The sequence below is a fragment of the Pseudovibrio axinellae genome (assembly GCF_900110875.1).
Taxonomy (GTDB): Bacteria; Pseudomonadota; Alphaproteobacteria; order Rhizobiales; family Stappiaceae; genus Pseudovibrio; species Pseudovibrio axinellae.
Genome location: NZ_FOFM01000004.1, coordinates 157659 through 174502 on the forward strand (window position 1 = coordinate 157659; position 16844 = coordinate 174502).

Here is a 16844-nt window from a genome sequence, read left to right on the forward strand (position 1 = left end):
AGTGAAGGCACTTCGCTCTGTATTCTTAGGCTGCGGCAGCTATCTGCCGGAAAAACAAATCACTAACCAGCAGCTTACTGAGTTTGTTGACACGTCTGATGAATGGATTGTTCAGCGTACCGGAATCAAAAACCGATATGTTGCAGCGGAAGGAGAGTTTACCTCTCACCTGGCTGTGAAGGCGGCTCAAGCAGCCTTGGAAAGTGCTGGTGTAGATGCGCAGGACATCGATATGATTGTTCTGGCAACTTCGACACCTGATAATACTTTCCCTGCAACAGCTGTTGCCGTTCAAAACGCACTTGGTATCAATCACGGCTTTGCATTTGACGTGCAGGCCGTGTGTTCAGGCTTCGTTTATGCCGTAACTACTGCGGATGCGTATTTGCGTGGTGGTCTGGCAAAGCGTGCGCTCGTGATTGGTGCTGAGACGTTTTCTCGTATTCTTGATTGGGAAGATCGTACGACCTGTGTTCTGTTTGGAGACGGTGCTGGTGCTGTTGTGATGGAAGCGCAAGAAGGCGAGCCCTCTCTTGATCAGAGCGGCGTTCTTACATGTCACCTGCGTTCTGACGGACGTCATAAAGACAAGCTGTACGTTGATGGTGGTCCTTCCACCACCCAAACGACAGGTTACCTGCGGATGCAGGGACGCGAAGTCTTTAAGCATGCTGTTGGCATGGTTACCGATGTGATTGAAGATGCCTTTGACGCGACTGGTACCACCGCTGATGATCTGGACTGGTTTGTGCCTCACCAGGCGAACCAGCGTATCATTGATGCCTCCGCTAAGAAGCTCGGTATTGCACCTGAAAAGGTCGTGAAGACAGTTGCAGAACACGGCAACACTTCGGCTGCATCGATTCCTTTGGCACTGGACAGCATTGTTAAAGCTGGCAAGGTGAAAAAGGGCGATCTGATGATGTTGGAGGCCATGGGCGGCGGGTTTACCTGGGGTTCAGTGCTCCTTAAGTGGTAAAAAGCGACAAAAAACCCCAAAGGGTTGCAATTCTTAGCAAATGAGCTGTTGACGCTGACGTCGGTTGGCCATACCGTAACTTGTTGAAAGCAAGCTTTATTCTTACGGATCATGGCTTTACCTGAGGAGGGTGGAATGGGTAGTCACACTGTAACCCGCGCAGATTTGTGTGAAGCGGTTTATCAGAAAGTCGGCCTATCTCGGACTGAATCTGCTGAACTTGTGGAGCAGGTACTTGCAGAGATCTCTGCCAGCCTTGAAAAAGGCGATTCTGTCAAATTGTCTAGCTTTGGCTCTTTTATCGTTCGCTCGAAAGGTGAACGCATAGGCCGTAACCCAAAAACAGGCGAAGAAGTTCCGATTTCTCCTCGCCGGGTGATGGTATTCAAGCCAAGCAATGTTCTTAAGCAGCGCATTAATGATGCTCTGGTTGAGGGCGTCAGCTGATTTGCTGCCCCAAAATATTTAGGTTTAGAGGGTTTGCATCGTGGAGAAGAGCGCCGACGCGTTCCGCACAATTAGTGAAGTAGCAAGTGAACTGGATTTACCGCAGCATGTTTTGCGGTTCTGGGAAACACGATTTACACAGATCAGGCCTTTGAAGCGAGGTGGTGGTCGACGCTACTACAGACCTGACGACCTTGAGCTTTTGCGCGGTATCCGCCATTTGCTCTACGGGGAAGGCTACACGATTAAAGGCGTGCAACGTATTTTGCGTGAGCAAGGTGTGCGCGTCGTTATGGATGTCTGGAAAGAAGGGGCTGGTGTTGTAATTCCAGCCTCGGCGAGTACAGCTGTACCGGCGGGCGTTGCCCCAGATCCTTCCCTGGTTCGTGAGGGCTCAGTTCACAGCGCGGCAGAAGCTGTAATGGAACAAGCTGTTCTAGTGCCTGCAAGGCAGGTGTTTGAACCGCAGGAAAACTGGGTTGCTGACAGTTCAGGGGCTGACATGCAAGCGGAATTTCCGCTTGAAGATGAAACTGAACCTCAGATGCCATTGCCTTCCGGTTTGTTGCCGGATGACGAGCCTTCGACCCACGGGAAGAGTGGACATGGAGCCTTTGGCTTTATGGACCGTTTGATGGGCTCTGACAGAGATGAGGCTTCTGGCGCGAAAGGGTTGTCCAAGGACAATGTAGACCGGCTGCAATCCACGCTCTTTGAGTTGTTGGAATGTAAACGTATGCTAGATCAGGCGCGCTGATTTAATGAAATGTGAGACTCAGGTGATACAATATAAACACCTGAGTTCACGATACACTATGGTCAACCAGACCTGCTTTCCCATTGCATTTTATAGGTTTTGCTAGGGTTGCGTGATTGGTCAGGCTCCCTTGGTGGAGATTGCGCGTATATGACTTCACATAGGCTTTTGGCTTGTCGTCTCAGGGCATTGTCAGGTTGTTTGGAGTTCTGAACTTCTGTAAATGCATTCCAGCACTCTGCCTTGACGTTTTCCTCGGCTTGTAGGTGCGCACTTCCCACGTAATATCATTGGCGATGCAGGTGCAGGTATTACGCAGGCACGGTCAGATCTTGTGCAAACATCATCGCGTTGCCATCAGGGTCGTAGAAGGTTGCAGTGCTCACCATGCCTTCGATGGTTTGGGTTGCGCCATCAAACCTCACGCCTGCGGCCTCCAAAGAACTGCGCGCACTCTCAATGTCACCAATGCCAAAAACCGGAACCGTGTTGCCGGGAGTAGGCTTAGCCTGCTCGCCGAGACCAAGAGTAACGCCAGCCGTTTTGGTCTTCATCTCGCTCCAGCCGGCCTCATCAATGTGATGAACGAGCTCAAAGCCGAGCATGGCGGTGTACCACTCAGCGCTCACATGACGATCGCGAACAGAAATCGCGAGGGTAATTGTATTTTCCAAAGAAACCAGAGACATCATATTTTCCTTTTGCTGAAAAATAAAGTAACTATACTTTATGGACATTACGACACTTGTCAAGCTCACGTCTCGGGCTTGGTCTCTAAATATTCTGGCTCTCTTGCATTCCGGCGTTCCCGGCAGACAGGCACCGCTGCTGGCTGCATCGGGCGCTGGCCGCACGTCGTTTTCGGCAAGTCTTGAGCATCTGACCCAGCTAAAACTACTGGAGAGGAACCCTGGTCACGGTCACCCGCTGCGCCCCGAGTTCCGCTTGACCCCGGCAGGCATCAAGGCTGCCGAAATCGCCAGCAAGATTGTGACTGCAGTTCCGAATGAGAAGGAGTTCGCCCTGCTGCGCAAAAGCTGGACAGTTCCCATTTTAGCACTCACCGCTGCTCCGCAGCGCTTCTCGGGAATAAGAACGAACCTGGTACCAATCACTGATCGCGCGCTGTCTACCTCGCTGGTTCAACTGGAAGAACGAGAGTGGATCAAACGCGACATCAATACTGCTGCCCGCGTCCCATTCCCCACCTACTGTGCGGCAAACGCCGGACAGCAAATTAACTGTGCAATCGATCTACGGGTGTGAGGGGGCGAGTGAAATGCCGTGGCATGAACACCGCTCAGCCCAATCACGCTGGGATATCAAACTGTGCGACCCTTTTTGCTGCGTGACCCTTTGATAAATGAACTAAAAAGAGCGTTCGAGACCTTCATCAGAGCGACGTCACCAACGTCAATCAACTTGGCAATGCCCTTTCAATGTGAATACAGAGAGACAAGCGTGGTTGCGGAGGTTTTTCCTCTGTTCGTGCTCCGAATGATTCCTTCTGACAAGCTATGTAAAAATTGTGTTCTGTATATTTTGTATAGCTAACACGTGCGCAAAATAGGAACGAATTGGTGAAATCAAAAGATCGGCAATGGTTCAAAGGTTCGTGAGGGCGCAGTTCACAGTGCGGAATAAGCTGCAATGGAACAGGTGGTTTTAGTGCCTGAAAGGCAGGTGTTTGAACCGCATGAAGACTGGGCTGTTGACAGTTCAGGGACTGACATGCAGGCGGATTTGCCGCTTGAAGAAGAAGCTGAGCCTCAAATGCCATTGCCTTCCGGTTTGTTGCCGGATGACGAGCCTGCGACCCACGGGAAAAGTGGACATGGAGCCTTTGGCTTTATGGATCGTTTGATGGGCTCTGATAAAGATGAGGCGTCTGGCGCAAAAGGGTTGTCCAAGGACAATGTAGACCGGCTGCAATCCACGCTCTTTGAGCAGTTGAAGCTATCAGTGGTGCCTTAGAGAGGCACTAATCATTATTTTTTCTAAGGAAACTGGCAATTACTGACTGGACGTACTCGTTCACGCCACGAATGAGTCAATTTTTGCTCGCTAAACCATGTAAACTATCAAGAAGAAGCCAAAGTCTAGCCTTTTTTCACTGAAGAATAGGAGGGGATGGGCGAGTCCTCTCGGTTTGTTAGTGTTTCTAGGTTTTTGATTGATCGTGCTTTGATGAAGTTTATTCATGTTTTGCCGAGGATCATTTCTTACGCTTAAAGTGCGGGCTCTATCTGTTGTGTTGAGGTGATTTTTCTGTGGCACGGGGGGTTATTCTAATGGATCCGGCCTGGAATATAAAAGTGGGTGAATATGGTAACCATTGAGAGCAGTGCGAGCATTACCGCTTGGGGCGAGAGGACTTTTGGTCAGGTTTCTGATCTTACTGCATTAATTGAGCGGGCAAGGGAAGAGCTGGAAGCTTTGCAGGTGAGCGTGGAAAATGGCGATAGCACGCGCGACGTTGCATCTGAAGCAGCTGGTATAGCGATTTTGTTGCACCGCCTTGTGGGGCTGCATGGTGTTGAGCTTTCTTTCGCTATTGATGAAAAGATGGCGCGCAACCGCACACGCATCTGGTCTTTAGCCGGTGATGGAACTGGGCGCCACGTCGCTTAAGCTTTCAGGACTGAGTTCAGCATGCGTTTGATGTTTCGCCGCTTCTGGCGCGCTGCTTTGGGCATGTGCAAAGCAACATTGATGGCGGTTTTAAGGGCTTGGGTAGCTTAAGTCGCACCAAAATATGTTTTGGAAGATAATGGTCGGGTAGGCCGGATTTGAACCGACGACCCCTTCACCACCAGTTTAGGCTTGGTAGTCCAACCTACTGTTTTCATTGAAGTAAAACCCTCTATATCATCCCATTTTTCCCAATCAAACCAAGTCAACTAAAATCAGCTTGGGACGTATGTCCCAAACTCCAACGCCTCGGAAACTTTGGCAAGAACAAAAATGCCGATGCTCGGTAATCTCCTCGCTTTTCTGTCCGCTCTTTCAAAGGCCCTTTCGGGTCTTTTTTCATATCTGGAGCGACGCGACCTCAAGAAACTTGGGGCCTATGAGCAGCAAGAGCGGGCCAATGTGGAGGGGGATATAACCCTCTCCAGCATTGATGAGGCGGCAAGTGAAGTCGGCTCTATGACGCCACAAGAAAAGCTAGAGGAGGCCCTGAAGTGACAAGGTTTCTTCTGTGCTTTCTATTCGCTCTTGGGGGCTGTGAAAGCTTGAGAATTCCAGAACCCGTTCAGACTGAATGGTGCCAGGCAACCAAGCTTATTCTTGAGAGGTCAAAACATGATCTCAAATTCCAAAAGGATGAGTGGGTGCATATGAGGCCACCAACACAAGACATGCTCTTAATTACCAAAAAATCCTATCAGGAAAGATGCCCTCCATGAACAAGCCTACTGATCTGGCAACAATACCAATTGCGGGCGGGGCGGTTATGTCTGGCTTCGACGATTGGGCCTCATGGCTTGCGCTTGAGATCCAGCCATATGTTGCCTTGCTTGGCGCCGCGTGGCTGATTTTTAAACTTGCCACCGGAGTTTACGACCGGCTGAGCGGGCAAGATAAGCCGTGACAAACACACTCAATGGCCCGCTGCTGATTGCTGCGGGCTTTACTATTCTTCGCATATATTGAGGCGGTGCATGCCAGCAAATCCCGTACCAGACAAGATACTATTGGAAGCGGTTAAAGCGCTTAGATATAGGGTGTGTTAAAGATTTCATCTCAGTGGATTGCCGGAGGGTATGCGACAACTAATCCCTTTTCGATTGAAACAGCAGGATTCTAAGGTCAAAGTATTACTTGTAGAATTGGGTATGCAGATTCCGTTAGTCTCTTGCAAAACTAAGAGCGACGAAGTACCTTCACCGCTGCAAATCTGACTTCGATATTTACAAATTAATCGCGGCCTCTAAGGCTCAAATATACGATTTAGTCACAGGTAAAATGCTTTCAAAAATAGACAAAATTAAAGTTGATGATATCGACCAACTCCTGTTTACGAAGCACACGAAAGGTTCTAGCCGCTTGCTGATTTATTTCAGTTCGGCGGATGCGAAGAATATTCAGGGTGTATCAAAGTTCTCTCCCTACGATACTGATATTCTTTTTGTGCGTGACCCACGTCGCGGCTGGTACAATCTCCCGATTGATGGGCTATCGAGCGATGCAGACGAGTTGCATGATCAATTAGAACGCCGTATCGGAAATTATCCTAGGGGGAGTATCACTACATCAGGTAGCTCTATGGGTGGGTATGCGGCCCTTCTGTTTGGGATAAAGTTGGGTGTTGGCCGGATTGTATCAGTCGGTCCGCAGATTGTGCTTCATCCTGAGATACCGCACTCCCCTAAAATTCCGGTCAAATACAATGATCTATCGAAGCTTATAGAGACAAAGACTGAGAAAACGCAGATAGACATCTGGTACGGTGCTGAGAGCGGTCTTGACCTTTATAACATCCTGCGCGTCCGCAACACAGGTAGTGTTCGCCTTCATGCTGTGCCAGGCGCAATGCATAACATCCTTTCCACGTTCAAACGCCGTGGGCAGATGGAATCCTTTTTCGAACATACTGCCACTGGAAGTAATTTCAGTGTACCGGAACAGACAGTTAGAAACGCTGACATCATCGTTGAAGCAGCTCATAAGTTCTTTCGTGAGAAGAATTATCAAGATACGATTGATACTCTTTTGCCTGTGGCTGACGATATATGCTTGTCAGCCGTTTATTTTCTAATCGGCAATTCTCATTTTCGTATGGCGCAATACAAAAAGGCTCGCGTGTTTTTTGAGCGGGCGGCGACGGTCTCAACCAAGAATTATGATGCGCACTATTACTTAGGTTTGGCGCTAGTAAAGCTCGGCAAAGACGTGGCTGCAGAACGATCATTCGCACGTGGGCTTGAAACCTACCCCTCCCCGAATGGAGTTCGCCTTGCAAAACTAGCTTCAGCGCAGTATCGCATTGGCTCTTTCGAGGATGCCATAAATAACCATCTGAAAGTTGTTGAGTTGGACAGCCGTCAAACAAAATCGCACTTCGAACTTGGAGTGATGTTCATGAAGCTTGGCCGCGATCAAGAAGCGATGATGCACTTTAGTCACCACCATAAAAGTCAACCAGACTTTCTGCCGACAATAAGAAAGCTTACGCAACTTAGAAAGAAAATCGCGTCGGATGCATGAAAAGTTCTCAACTGCAGTTGCTCAGTAATAGTGCTGCTACTAAGGCCGAATAGCCTAAAGCCTGTATTGCGGGCGAATTATCAAGATAGGTGAGGGCGTCGAAACGAGCCCTGCCGTTAGACCTAAAGCAGCCCTGCCTAGAGCGGGGCTTTTTCATATCTGGTATATGGAGGCTCAATGCCTACACCTCCCTTAACGGACGAACTATGCCTTGAAACCGCAAGGGCTTTTGCGGAATACGGTAATAAGGCTGCTGCAGCAAAAGCCCTCGGGATTCCGCGCAGTACATTCAACAATCGCGTTAAGTCCGCTGCTTTGAGAGGGTTAGTTGACCTCTACCCCAATGTACCGGATGGCTTTGAAGTTTCCTCTCAGAGCGTCACAACAGACGGGCAGGGCACGGTTAAGGCTCGCAGTACCAGAGTAACCCGCTCCAGCGGTGAGCCGTTTGAATTACCCGCTGATATGGCGATTAAGGGTGTGTCTGCTCTTGTAGATGGTGACGGGAACCTCAAGCAAAAGTGGATCAAGACTGACCGCAAAGCCGAGGTTGCACATGCAGCACTCAAGGCCATGCTGGACGGGTTCAAAGATGAGGTTCCCAGAAGCGCCCCTTTGCCATTGCCAGAGAGCACAAATGATAAGCTTGTCTCAACCTACATCTGCACTGACTACCATATGGGTATGATGGCTTGGGGGGAAGAAACCCAAGTTGCAGACTGGGGCCTGAAACTAGCTGAAGAGTTGCTTATCAAGTGGTTTGGGTCTGCAATTGCATCGGCACCGGATTCACAAACAGCCATTTTTGCGCAACTTGGAGATTTCCTGCACTGGGACGGCATGGCAGCGGTAACGCCAACCAGTCACCACTTGCTAGACGCTGACACACGGTTTCAAAAGCTGGTACGGGCGGCAATACGGGTCCTTCGTCAAATTGTCTCCATGCTCCTGCAGAAGCATGAGCGTGTGCACTTACTCATGGTGTCCGGCAATCACGACATGTCCAGCTCGGTTATGTTGCGCGAACTGCTGGCAGCGCTCTACGAGAATGAGCCGCGTGTAACCGTAGACCAAACCTCAGACCTGTTCCATTGCTATGAGCACGGCAATACATCCCTGTTTTTTCACCACGGAGACAAGCGCGGTGTAGCTCAGGTTTCTACAACGCTTGCCGCAAAATATCGGGAAGTGTTTGGCCGGACCAAATACAGCTACGCGCATATAGGCCACTTCCACCATAAAGACGTGCTGAAGGCCAAAGAAGACAACCTGATGGAAAAGTGGAGCAGCACCGAACGCTTGCGCCACCAGACGCCCATTCTGCAACTTCTGGCTACGTCTCGGGAAGGTCAGCGCAAGTCATCACCTATCACGCCGATTACGGCGAAGCGGGCAGGGTTACAATTACACCGGAGATGGTTCAATGAAGCAGGATCAAACATTAAAGGCAGACGCCGGAAAGCTGCAAATGCGTTTGCTATTTGCCTATCTCTGGGGGCCGCTTGCTCAAGTGTGCGCTGTCCTGACTTTTGGTGCCCAAAAATACAGCGCCAACAGCTGCCAGAGCGTGGAGAGGGAAAGAAACTGGGATGCTCTTTATAGACACCTCAGCGCTTTTCATAGCGGGGTATGCAAAGACAAAGAAAGCGGGCTGCACCACTTGGCACATGCTGCCTGCAATATTCTTTTTCTCTTATGGTTTGAAACTAAAGATCAGACTTTAACAAGGTTCGATACGCCGCCAGTCGGGCGTAGAAATAAGCCGCAATGAGTTGTGGAAAATAACCGTTTGGGACAAACGTCCCGAGGAGCCACTTTACTTTTTATAGCTAACTCATTGAAATATTTGGTCGGGTAGGCCGGATTTGAACCGACGACCCCTTCACCCCCAGTGAAGTGCGCTACCAGGCTGCGCTACTACCCGAACCTTTAAGATACTTGCCCTGGATGCAAGACTGCATTTGCAAGTATTCTTTTTTAGAGAGCGATCTAAAGCTGCTCTCTACAACTTTCCTACCTAATTCACGGTGTCTGATCAAGGCTCAAATGAGTGTGGTCTTATCGTGCTGGTGGAAAACGCCTGTATCTGGAGATACCAGCTTCTGCTGAGATCACAGCCCATAATATACCAAGCAGCAAAAAGTAGTGACGCCAGTGGTCGCTGTCAATAATGAAGCTAACACAAGCATGTAGGAGGAAAGCAACATATGTACAGACGATGTATTTTTGCCAGGGAAGTGGTTTAAAGACCAACGGCGTTGCCTTAAAAACAGTCCAGAAAATAAGGGTAATATAAGAGAGTCCGCCGAGCCATCCATAGGTTGTAAAGGCTTTGAGGTAGGCGTTGTGCTCGTCCTCGGGAAAAATGCTGGAAAAGCCACCAGCACCCAGCCCCAATGGCGCTTCTGTGACGAGTGTGAAGCCTTCTCTCCAGCGTCCGAACCGCCCTAATCGTGCCCCATCATACTCCTGAACTAACTTTGCGCGCTGTGTGAACATCTCAAAGATGGAATCAACAGACAGGAATGCAAGCATCATGATGATGAACGCAACACCCGCCAGCCCAAACAAGCCCAGCAACTTCAGGCGTGAGTAGGATCTGCGCTCGTTGATGAACACGAGCAGGAAGACGAGAAGGCTTCCGCCAAGGGTCATGCCCCATGTTGCACGGGAAAACGAGAGGAAAGCACCGAGCAGTAGAATTAGGAGCAGGACCGCGCTCAATATGTTTTTGCACAGCGGTCTGGTTAGAATATCGTAGACAATAAAAAGGGTGGGGAGTAGCAGGAACGGGCCATATACGTTTGGGTCTTTAAAGGTTCCCTTGGCGCGTCCGTATAAAGTGAACTGATCGTACGCACCTGAAAAGAGGTTGAAGTATCCGGCCAGCGCTAGCAGTGTGGCAAACACTGCGGCAAGCATATAGCCTTTCTCAATCGCCTTGAGTCGTTCCATATTTGCAGACAAGGTTGCTGCATACAAAATGGATGAAAAGGCCAAGAAGACGGTGACTGCATAAAAGATCACGGCTTCTTTTGTGTTTGATGCTGCTGGCAGCGCCAAAATACCGCCCAGGATGTAGAAGCAGAGCAGAACCAGCAAGGGCAACTGATCTTTGCGCAACTCAAGCCCCGCGCAGGACCAGCCAATCAAAAGAGCGGCAATCAGAAGGTCATAGGGCGCTGGTTCAATCATGACCAGAGCGCTCACAGAAGCTGCCAGAAACAATAGTGACCTTGCTATGGTTTCTGTGCTGATGATCAGCGGAACATGCCAGAAGGGGCGAGTGTTCTTTACTGTGCTTTGTGAGCGCGGCAGGTCGGTCAATACGCGTTTTCCGTTTTCAGAAGGCTGAACGGTGTTTTAAGCAAGATATAAAGGTCAAAGAAAACCGACCAGTTTTCAATATAGTAGATATCGCATTCGACACGTTTCTGGATTTTGTCTTCCGTGTCAGTTTCTCCTCGCCAGCCTTTTATCTGCGCCCAGCCTGTGACGCCGGGTTTAACCTTATGGCGCGCAAAGTACCCATCCACGACGTTTTCATAGAGCCGGTTTTCGGCTTTTGCAGAGAGTGCATGTGGGCGCGGGCCGACAAGAGAGAGCTGGCCCATCAGAACGTTAACGAGTTGGGGCAATTCATCGATGGATGCTTTGCGGATGAAGCGGCCAACTCTGGTGACACGCGGATCATTCTTCGTCACCAACTTGGAAGCCATGCTGTCGGTTTGATTTTGGTGCATGGATCGGAACTTGAAGATATCTATAAGCTCGTTGTTAAAGCCATAGCGCTGCTGGCGGAAAATGACCGGTCCGGGGCTGTCCAGCTTGATGATAATCGCGGTGGCGATCATGACCGGGAAGAGGAGCAACAACGATAAGCTTGCAAAGAACAGGTCAAAGGCGCGCTTGGTAATTGTGTCCCAATCTGCAATTGGTTTTTCTAAAACATCAACAAATGGAACCGCGCCAACAAAAGAGGACGCTCTTTGGCGGAAGCGGAGCTTGTCGGCATGGGCAGACAGGCGAATATCAACTGGCAGCACCCAGAGTTTTTCTAGCAACTGCAGGATACGCTTTTCGGCTCGGATCGGGATCGTGACCAGCAGCATATCAATTTGTGCAATGCGGGCAAAATCGACGAGATCAGAAATGTTTCCGAGCTTTTGATAGCCAGAGACACTTGGGGGAGAACGGTCATTTGCGCGGTCATCAAATATCCCGCAAATCTCAATATCGTTGTTTGGCTGGCGTTCAAGCTCAGCGATTAGGTCAGCAGCTGACTGTCCCCCGCCAACAAGCACTGCGCGGCGACTTAATCGGCCAGTGCGGGTCCAACGCACGATGAAGCTGCGGATGATCATCCTGAAAATTATCAGTAGGATCGCGCCGGTGCTAAACCATTTTAGCAGGAACGTCTGCGGTATCTCTGCGGATGGAAGAAGAAGTAGCAGAGAGGTGATGAGCGCTGCAAAGACCAGTGCCCAGGCCGTGATCAGCCTCATTACCTGTGAGATGACTTTGTGGAGCGCGTTTGCCTGATAAAGGTCTGCCATTTGGAAGAGAATGACGCCAACTATGGCTGCCTCAAACATTGCAAATGTAAGCCAGAGCGGTGATATGTCGATCGGGGCGCCGCCCAGATATGCAAGAGTACCAGTCAACAGGATTAGGCTTGCATCCGCGCACCGCAAGACACCATCCAAGACCTTCTTGGAAATGGTGTTGGAGCGCAACATTTCAGCCACATCCTGCGCATCTCTGGAAAGACTGGTTTCTTCAACATCAGTGCTATGTGAATGGGAGGCAAGCTGTTCCTCTGCCTCGGAAATTCCGTCCAAAGAAGCATTGGTTTCAATTGGATTGAAGCGGTGTTTTACCATTGTGCTGTGCAACTAGTTGAGTTTGTTTTTTGAGTGCAAACAGGGCTGCTGCGCACGCTGGGAAGCGTTTGTCAGTTCTTCGTTTGCGCCCAAAAGAGGGTGGTAAAGATGGGTGATATCCTGCGCCATTTGCGCCAGTGTGAAATTTGTTTTGAGGTGGTTTTGCAGCTGCTGACTGAGCTGGGTCTGGTCCTCACTGTGAGCGAGAGCCCATGATATAGCGTTGACTAGTTCTTGCTGGTCATCTGGTGGGATAAGAGCGTCGCTATGCTCGCCAAAAATCTCCGGGATGCCGCCAACACGTGTGGTGATCAATGGTTTTTGCGCTGCAAGAAGCTCTAAAACAACATAGGGCAGGGCCTCTGCGCGTGAAGGAATAACTGCGATTTTGCCAAGGGGAAGGGCTTGTTCTAACGGCAAATGCCCATAAAAACGCACTGAGTCTTGTAGGCCGCTTGCATTGACCATTTGCTCAAACAAGAGACGGTCAGGTCCTTCGCCAACAATTGCCAGTTTGGGTTTGCTCTTGTTGGTCCTATGCAAGTCATCCAATGCGTTGATGAGGAGGTCTACCCCCTTCAGCTGCCGCAGCTCGCCGATAAACAACAGCTCCGCTGCATCCTTGTTTATTTCTGTGCGTTTAAACTCTGCTTGCAGTAGTCCGTTGTGGACGATTTTGTGACGGGGAGCGTTGCCGCCAAGGCCTACTTTTTGTTGGTAGGCGGCCTTTTCAAACGCGCTGGTAAATACAATCGTGTTCGTCAGCGGTCGCAGGAGTTTTTCAAGCGTAATATATACTTTGCCAGCTGGCGTTGTTGTATCATAGTGCAGGCTTCCGCCGTGCGGGCTGTAAATGCTCTGTGCTTTGCGGCCACTCAGACGTAGTGCTGCACTGATTGAGCGTGCCCAAGCGCCGCCTTTGGCTCCATGGCCATGGAGAACATCAGGTCTTGCTGGTAGCAGATGCCTTAGTAGCTTGTAAAAACTAACTATGTCCGTTGGTGAGAGCGAGCGTGCCATGGGAGCTGTTAGCAAGCTGAGGGTGAGCTGTGGTTTAAGTTTGTTCAGCTGCTGTAACGAGGACGGGGAGATGTCATTTGAGGCGCAGATGATCCCAAGCTCATGCCCCATACCGATTTGTTCTGTTGCCAGATCCAGCATATGGCGAAACGCGCCGCCGATTGGCGCGCGTATAAAATGAATAATTTTCAGCTTGCTCGTAAACATCTGCAACAAACTCCCCACCGCGCCTGCTTTTAAGATGCTCCCCAGCACAGACCGCTACGCAATTAAGTTTATTGTAAGCTTAAAATACTGTTTGACCTGTTAATCGACAGGGTTAATGAAGTTTAAACTCTAGATTTTTGATAAATAAAACGCAACTTTTGATTGGGTGCAGTGCGTAATTAGAAGAGTCTTTCATGCACATATAGTGTGTCGCCTGGGCGCACTGGGGCTGTAATGAGAACCCGGCCACTTTGGATTTCGCCGTTGATCTGACGTGTCAGGTCAACATCCTCCTGACGGGCCCTTGCTGTAAAGCCACCTGCTGTTGCAATGATGTTTTGAACAGTCATGCCAGGAAGAAAGGCATATTGGCCAGCGTTATTGACTTCTCCCATTACAAAAATAGGCCCGTACACCGCCACCTCAACAGAGACATCGGGGTCGCGGACAAAACCACCTTGTAAGCGAGAGCGGATTATATTGGCGAGTTCGTCTGGTGTTTGGCCGGTTGCACTGACCTGCCCAATCAGAGGAAACGCGAGGTTACCAGCCTGATCAATCTTGTATGTGTTTGACAAGTTGGCTTGTCCAAAAACGATGATACGGACTTCGTCGCTGGTCGCAAGTGTATAGGGCTGAACCAGCTCCTCATGAAAAGCAGGTGCTGGCTTTTTATAGGATGAACAACTCGTTAACAGAGTTAAGCCAGCAATAAGTGCCAATGAGCGGGGCCGCATTACAAATTCCCTCAAATTCTATTGGTGTATATTTCGTCTTACAAGGTTAATAGAGTATAAATATTGTAAATATCTTCCAATTAATTTTGACGAATTTGTTGGGTGCTATGTCAATTCTTTCCAGCATTTGATCGTCGTGCTTAATAACTTGGTTACCCTGTCTATGCATTCTTATGGATAGAAGTTTGTAATGTTCTTTGTGAGTCAATGGGGAAGCTGGCTGTGCCGCAAGAAGATGTCTTTCTTGATATGGGCGTGCTGTTTAAGAAAGTGCTGATAGGGCTGCTGTGGGTTATCCCGTTTGCCGCTCTTGTCGCCTTTGGCGTATTCTATTTCGCCAGCCAGCAAGCAGCCAAATACACCAGTGAATCCAAAGTTCTTATCGATACTGCGAAGATCGTGCTGCCCGGACAGGTCCGCAACAGCGAGCAAGAGCGCTCGTTGCTGGACAAGGAAGGTATTGCAAGCCAGGTGCAGTTGCTTCGCTCACGGGACCTAGCACGCCGGGTGGTGCAGAACTTACACCTTGAAAACAACAGGGTGTTCGCTGCAAAGAGCGAAGTGGGCCTTTTCGATCAGCTCATGACGTATGTGGGTCTGGAGCTGAACGTAAGCCAAATCAGCGAAGCGGAGTGGGTTTTAAACCAATTCACGCGAAACCTAAATGTGTATCAGGTTGATGGATCGCGTGTGATTGCGGTGCGCTTTTCCAGCAAAGACCCGGAGCTTTCTGCTCGCGTTGCGAACACGGTCGTTAGCGAGTACCGAATGTTGCAAGATGATGCAAAGCGGGCTGTAACCAACAACACGGCGGATGCACTTGCTCCTCAAGTTGATCGTCTTCAAAACGAGGTTGAGGCTGCACAGCAAAAAGTTGCGCAGTTTAGGGCTGGGGCTGATTTGTTGCTTGGCTCGGAGAACCGTACTTTGAATCAGCAGCAGCTTGCGGAGCTGAATTCTCAAGTCTCGGCTGCCATTGTGGCAAAGTCGCAGGCGGAAGCGCAAGCCAAGCAAATTAGGTCTTTGCTCAGCAATGGTGGGTCTTTGGAGACGGCGACCCAGGTGCTGAATTCCACGTTGATCCAGAGACTGCGAGAACGTCAGCTTGCGCTTGAAAACCGTATTGCTGAGTTGTCGACCACACTGCTGCCAAACCACCCTCAAATTAAAGCTCTGCGTTCCCAGCTGACCGGATATGACCGTCAGATTCGGACTGAAGCAGAGAAGATCGTTATTGGACTTGAGAACGATACAAAGATTGCCCAGGACCGCTATGTAACACTGAATGCTCAGGTGAATGAGCTGAAGAAAGAGGCTGCGCGCTCTGGGGCTGATCATGTTCGGTTGCAGGAATTGGAGCGGCAAGCACGTTCAAAAGAGGACCAGCTCAATCAATTGCTGGTCAGTCTGCGTGAAGCGGAAGTTCTGCAGGGTGTTGGGGTGCTGAATGCCGATTCCCGCGTTATTTCTCGCGCTTCCGTGCCAAGCGAACCATCCGGGCGCAAGCCATCCGCCCTTGCAGCAATTGCAGGTTTTGCCGCCTTCTTCCTTGGGGCCTTATGGAGCATTGTGCGCGCCCTGATTTCAGGCGAGGTGCTGCGCCGCGAGTCTTATCAGGCACCTGTTGCACCTGCTGCTAACCCGAAAGAATTTACCGGCACTGCGACGTCAAATGCGCTTGAAAGTGTGGTTGATGCAGCAACCCGCAGTCATGCAACAGCTGCTCCTGTTGTTGAGCTGAAACCTGCTTTTGAAGCTGAGCATGCTAAGAAGGTATCACCTGCTGATGTTCGTGGGGCTGAGGTTGTAAAAGAAAAGCTGTCTGCGCTTCGTGAACAAAAAGTGAGCGATCTGGACGCTGATGAGGTCAGCAAGGATACTGAGTTTGAAGATGAGTTTGAAGAGCATGAAACCTCCGCGCCTTCTTTAACGCTTGCAAAAGTTAAAGCGGACAACTCTCACCGGGCGGGTAAAGTTGGCCGTGTTGTTGTCTTAAGTGTTGAAGATGCAAGCCTTTCTTCTCGTGTTGCGTTGAGCTGTACGCGCAAGATTGCAGCAAAAGGCATTATGCCTGTGGTGGTGGAAGTGCGCTCGGAAGGCGGCGAGGGCGCTCAGTCTATCTTGAAAGAGACACCACTAGAGGATGTTGAGGGTGTTACCAGTGATGAGGAGAATATGAACCTGGAGAAGCCGGGGTTCTCTGAGTTGTTGGAGGGGGAGGCTGCCTTCACAAATGTTATTCACCGGGACCCTGTTTCTCGTGCACACGTGATACAGTCAGGTATTATTCCCATTCGCGATGAGGTGGTCTATGGCGGGCGGTATAACCTAATAATGGAAGCGCTTGACCTGACTTATGATGTGATTGTTGCTGATCTTGGACTGATTGACCCAAGTTTGATTTGCGCTCAAATGCTGTCTGAAGCCGATCGCGTGATTATTGCGACGGATGGATCACCAGCTGGCCCAGAACTGGAAACAGCACTGTCCGTTTTGGAAAAGCATACCAAAGCACCTGTTGAGGTGGAGCGCGTAGTCAGTGATGAGGTTGCTGCCTGGCATCAATTGGACATGGCAGCTTAACGGCTGTCTGTGTATCTCAG

Annotated in this window: 16 protein-coding genes and 1 tRNA gene; 11 read left to right on the forward strand and 6 right to left on the reverse strand. The window is 50.0% G+C overall.

Annotated elements, in window-relative coordinates:
• Position 1: 1 nt before the first annotated feature.
• The 3 genes from BMZ51_RS11100 (at position 2) to BMZ51_RS11110 (ending at position 2183) form a co-directional block, all read left to right on the forward strand.
• Positions 2-979, forward strand: coding sequence for a beta-ketoacyl-ACP synthase III (locus BMZ51_RS11100; RefSeq protein WP_068008361.1), 978 nt, complete (start codon positions 2-4; stop codon positions 977-979).
• Positions 980-1114: 135 nt separating this feature from the next.
• Complete coding sequence (locus BMZ51_RS11105) at positions 1115-1426, forward strand: integration host factor subunit alpha (protein ID WP_068008359.1); 312 nt, start codon at positions 1115-1117, stop codon at positions 1424-1426.
• Between the two features lie 40 nt (positions 1427-1466).
• Positions 1467-2183, forward strand: coding sequence for a MerR family transcriptional regulator (locus BMZ51_RS11110; RefSeq protein WP_068008356.1), 717 nt, complete (start codon positions 1467-1469; stop codon positions 2181-2183).
• A 311-nt stretch (positions 2184-2494) separates the two neighbouring features.
• Here BMZ51_RS11110 and BMZ51_RS11115 read toward each other — a convergent pair whose 3' ends face one another.
• Entirely contained in the window at positions 2495-2872 is a 378-nt protein-coding gene (locus tag BMZ51_RS11115) for a VOC family protein (RefSeq protein WP_068008516.1), read from the reverse strand.
• Positions 2873-2912: 40 nt separating this feature from the next.
• On the opposite strand from BMZ51_RS11115, the gene BMZ51_RS11120 reads away from it, so the two are divergent.
• From BMZ51_RS11120 to BMZ51_RS24730, 7 genes are all read left to right on the forward strand, one after another.
• Positions 2913-3449, forward strand: coding sequence for a winged helix-turn-helix transcriptional regulator (locus BMZ51_RS11120; RefSeq protein ID WP_068008354.1), 537 nt, complete (start codon positions 2913-2915; stop codon positions 3447-3449).
• Between the two features lie 384 nt (positions 3450-3833).
• On the forward strand, positions 3834-4157 hold the full coding sequence (locus tag BMZ51_RS11125; RefSeq protein ID WP_068008350.1) for a hypothetical protein: 324 nt from the start codon (positions 3834-3836) through the stop codon (positions 4155-4157).
• A 351-nt stretch (positions 4158-4508) separates the two neighbouring features.
• Positions 4509-4814, forward strand: coding sequence for a nucleoside triphosphate pyrophosphohydrolase family protein (locus BMZ51_RS11130; protein ID WP_068008347.1), 306 nt, complete (start codon positions 4509-4511; stop codon positions 4812-4814).
• A 333-nt stretch (positions 4815-5147) separates the two neighbouring features.
• Positions 5148-5372: a hypothetical protein gene (locus BMZ51_RS11135; protein WP_068008344.1), complete on the forward strand. Its 225-nt coding sequence runs from the start codon at positions 5148-5150 to the stop codon at positions 5370-5372.
• A gap of 217 nt (positions 5373-5589) precedes the next feature.
• The gene (locus tag BMZ51_RS11145) at positions 5590-5778 is read left to right on the forward strand and encodes a hypothetical protein (protein ID WP_068008338.1); all 189 of its coding nucleotides are present in this window, start codon (positions 5590-5592) and stop codon (positions 5776-5778) included.
• 374 nt (positions 5779-6152) lie between these two features.
• Positions 6153-7394, forward strand: a complete 1242-nt coding sequence (locus BMZ51_RS11150; protein ID WP_068008334.1) for a tetratricopeptide repeat protein — start codon at positions 6153-6155, stop codon at positions 7392-7394.
• 1468 nt (positions 7395-8862) lie between these two features.
• Entirely contained in the window at positions 8863-9165 is a 303-nt protein-coding gene (locus BMZ51_RS24730; RefSeq protein WP_425287457.1) for a dATP/dGTP diphosphohydrolase domain-containing protein, read from the forward strand.
• A gap of 76 nt (positions 9166-9241) precedes the next feature.
• Here the strand turns inward: BMZ51_RS24730 and BMZ51_RS11165 are convergent.
• The 5 genes from BMZ51_RS11165 to BMZ51_RS11185 form a co-directional block, all read right to left on the reverse strand.
• Positions 9242-9318, reverse strand: a tRNA-Pro gene (locus tag BMZ51_RS11165).
• Between the two features lie 134 nt (positions 9319-9452).
• The gene (locus BMZ51_RS11170) at positions 9453-10721 is read right to left on the reverse strand and encodes an O-antigen ligase family protein (protein ID WP_208979429.1); all 1269 of its coding nucleotides are present in this window, start codon (positions 10719-10721) and stop codon (positions 9453-9455) included.
• A complete protein-coding gene (locus BMZ51_RS11175) occupies positions 10718-12277 on the reverse strand; it encodes an undecaprenyl-phosphate glucose phosphotransferase (protein ID WP_068008327.1) in 1560 nt (519 codons plus the stop codon). Before BMZ51_RS11175 ends, BMZ51_RS11170 begins: the two co-directional genes overlap by 4 nt.
• A 12-nt stretch (positions 12278-12289) precedes the next feature.
• Positions 12290-13504, reverse strand: coding sequence for a glycosyltransferase family 4 protein (locus BMZ51_RS11180; RefSeq protein WP_068008325.1), 1215 nt, complete (start codon positions 13502-13504; stop codon positions 12290-12292).
• Positions 13505-13683: 179 nt separating this feature from the next.
• Positions 13684-14241 (reverse strand): polysaccharide biosynthesis/export family protein, encoded by a 558-nt coding sequence (locus tag BMZ51_RS11185; protein ID WP_068008323.1) that lies wholly within the window; start codon positions 14239-14241, stop codon positions 13684-13686.
• A 222-nt stretch (positions 14242-14463) separates the two neighbouring features.
• Here BMZ51_RS11185 and BMZ51_RS11190 point away from each other — a divergent pair, with 222 nt between their 5' ends.
• The gene (locus BMZ51_RS11190; RefSeq protein ID WP_068008509.1) at positions 14464-16824 is read left to right on the forward strand and encodes a GumC family protein; all 2361 of its coding nucleotides are present in this window, start codon (positions 14464-14466) and stop codon (positions 16822-16824) included.
• Positions 16825-16844: the final 20 nt, after the last annotated feature.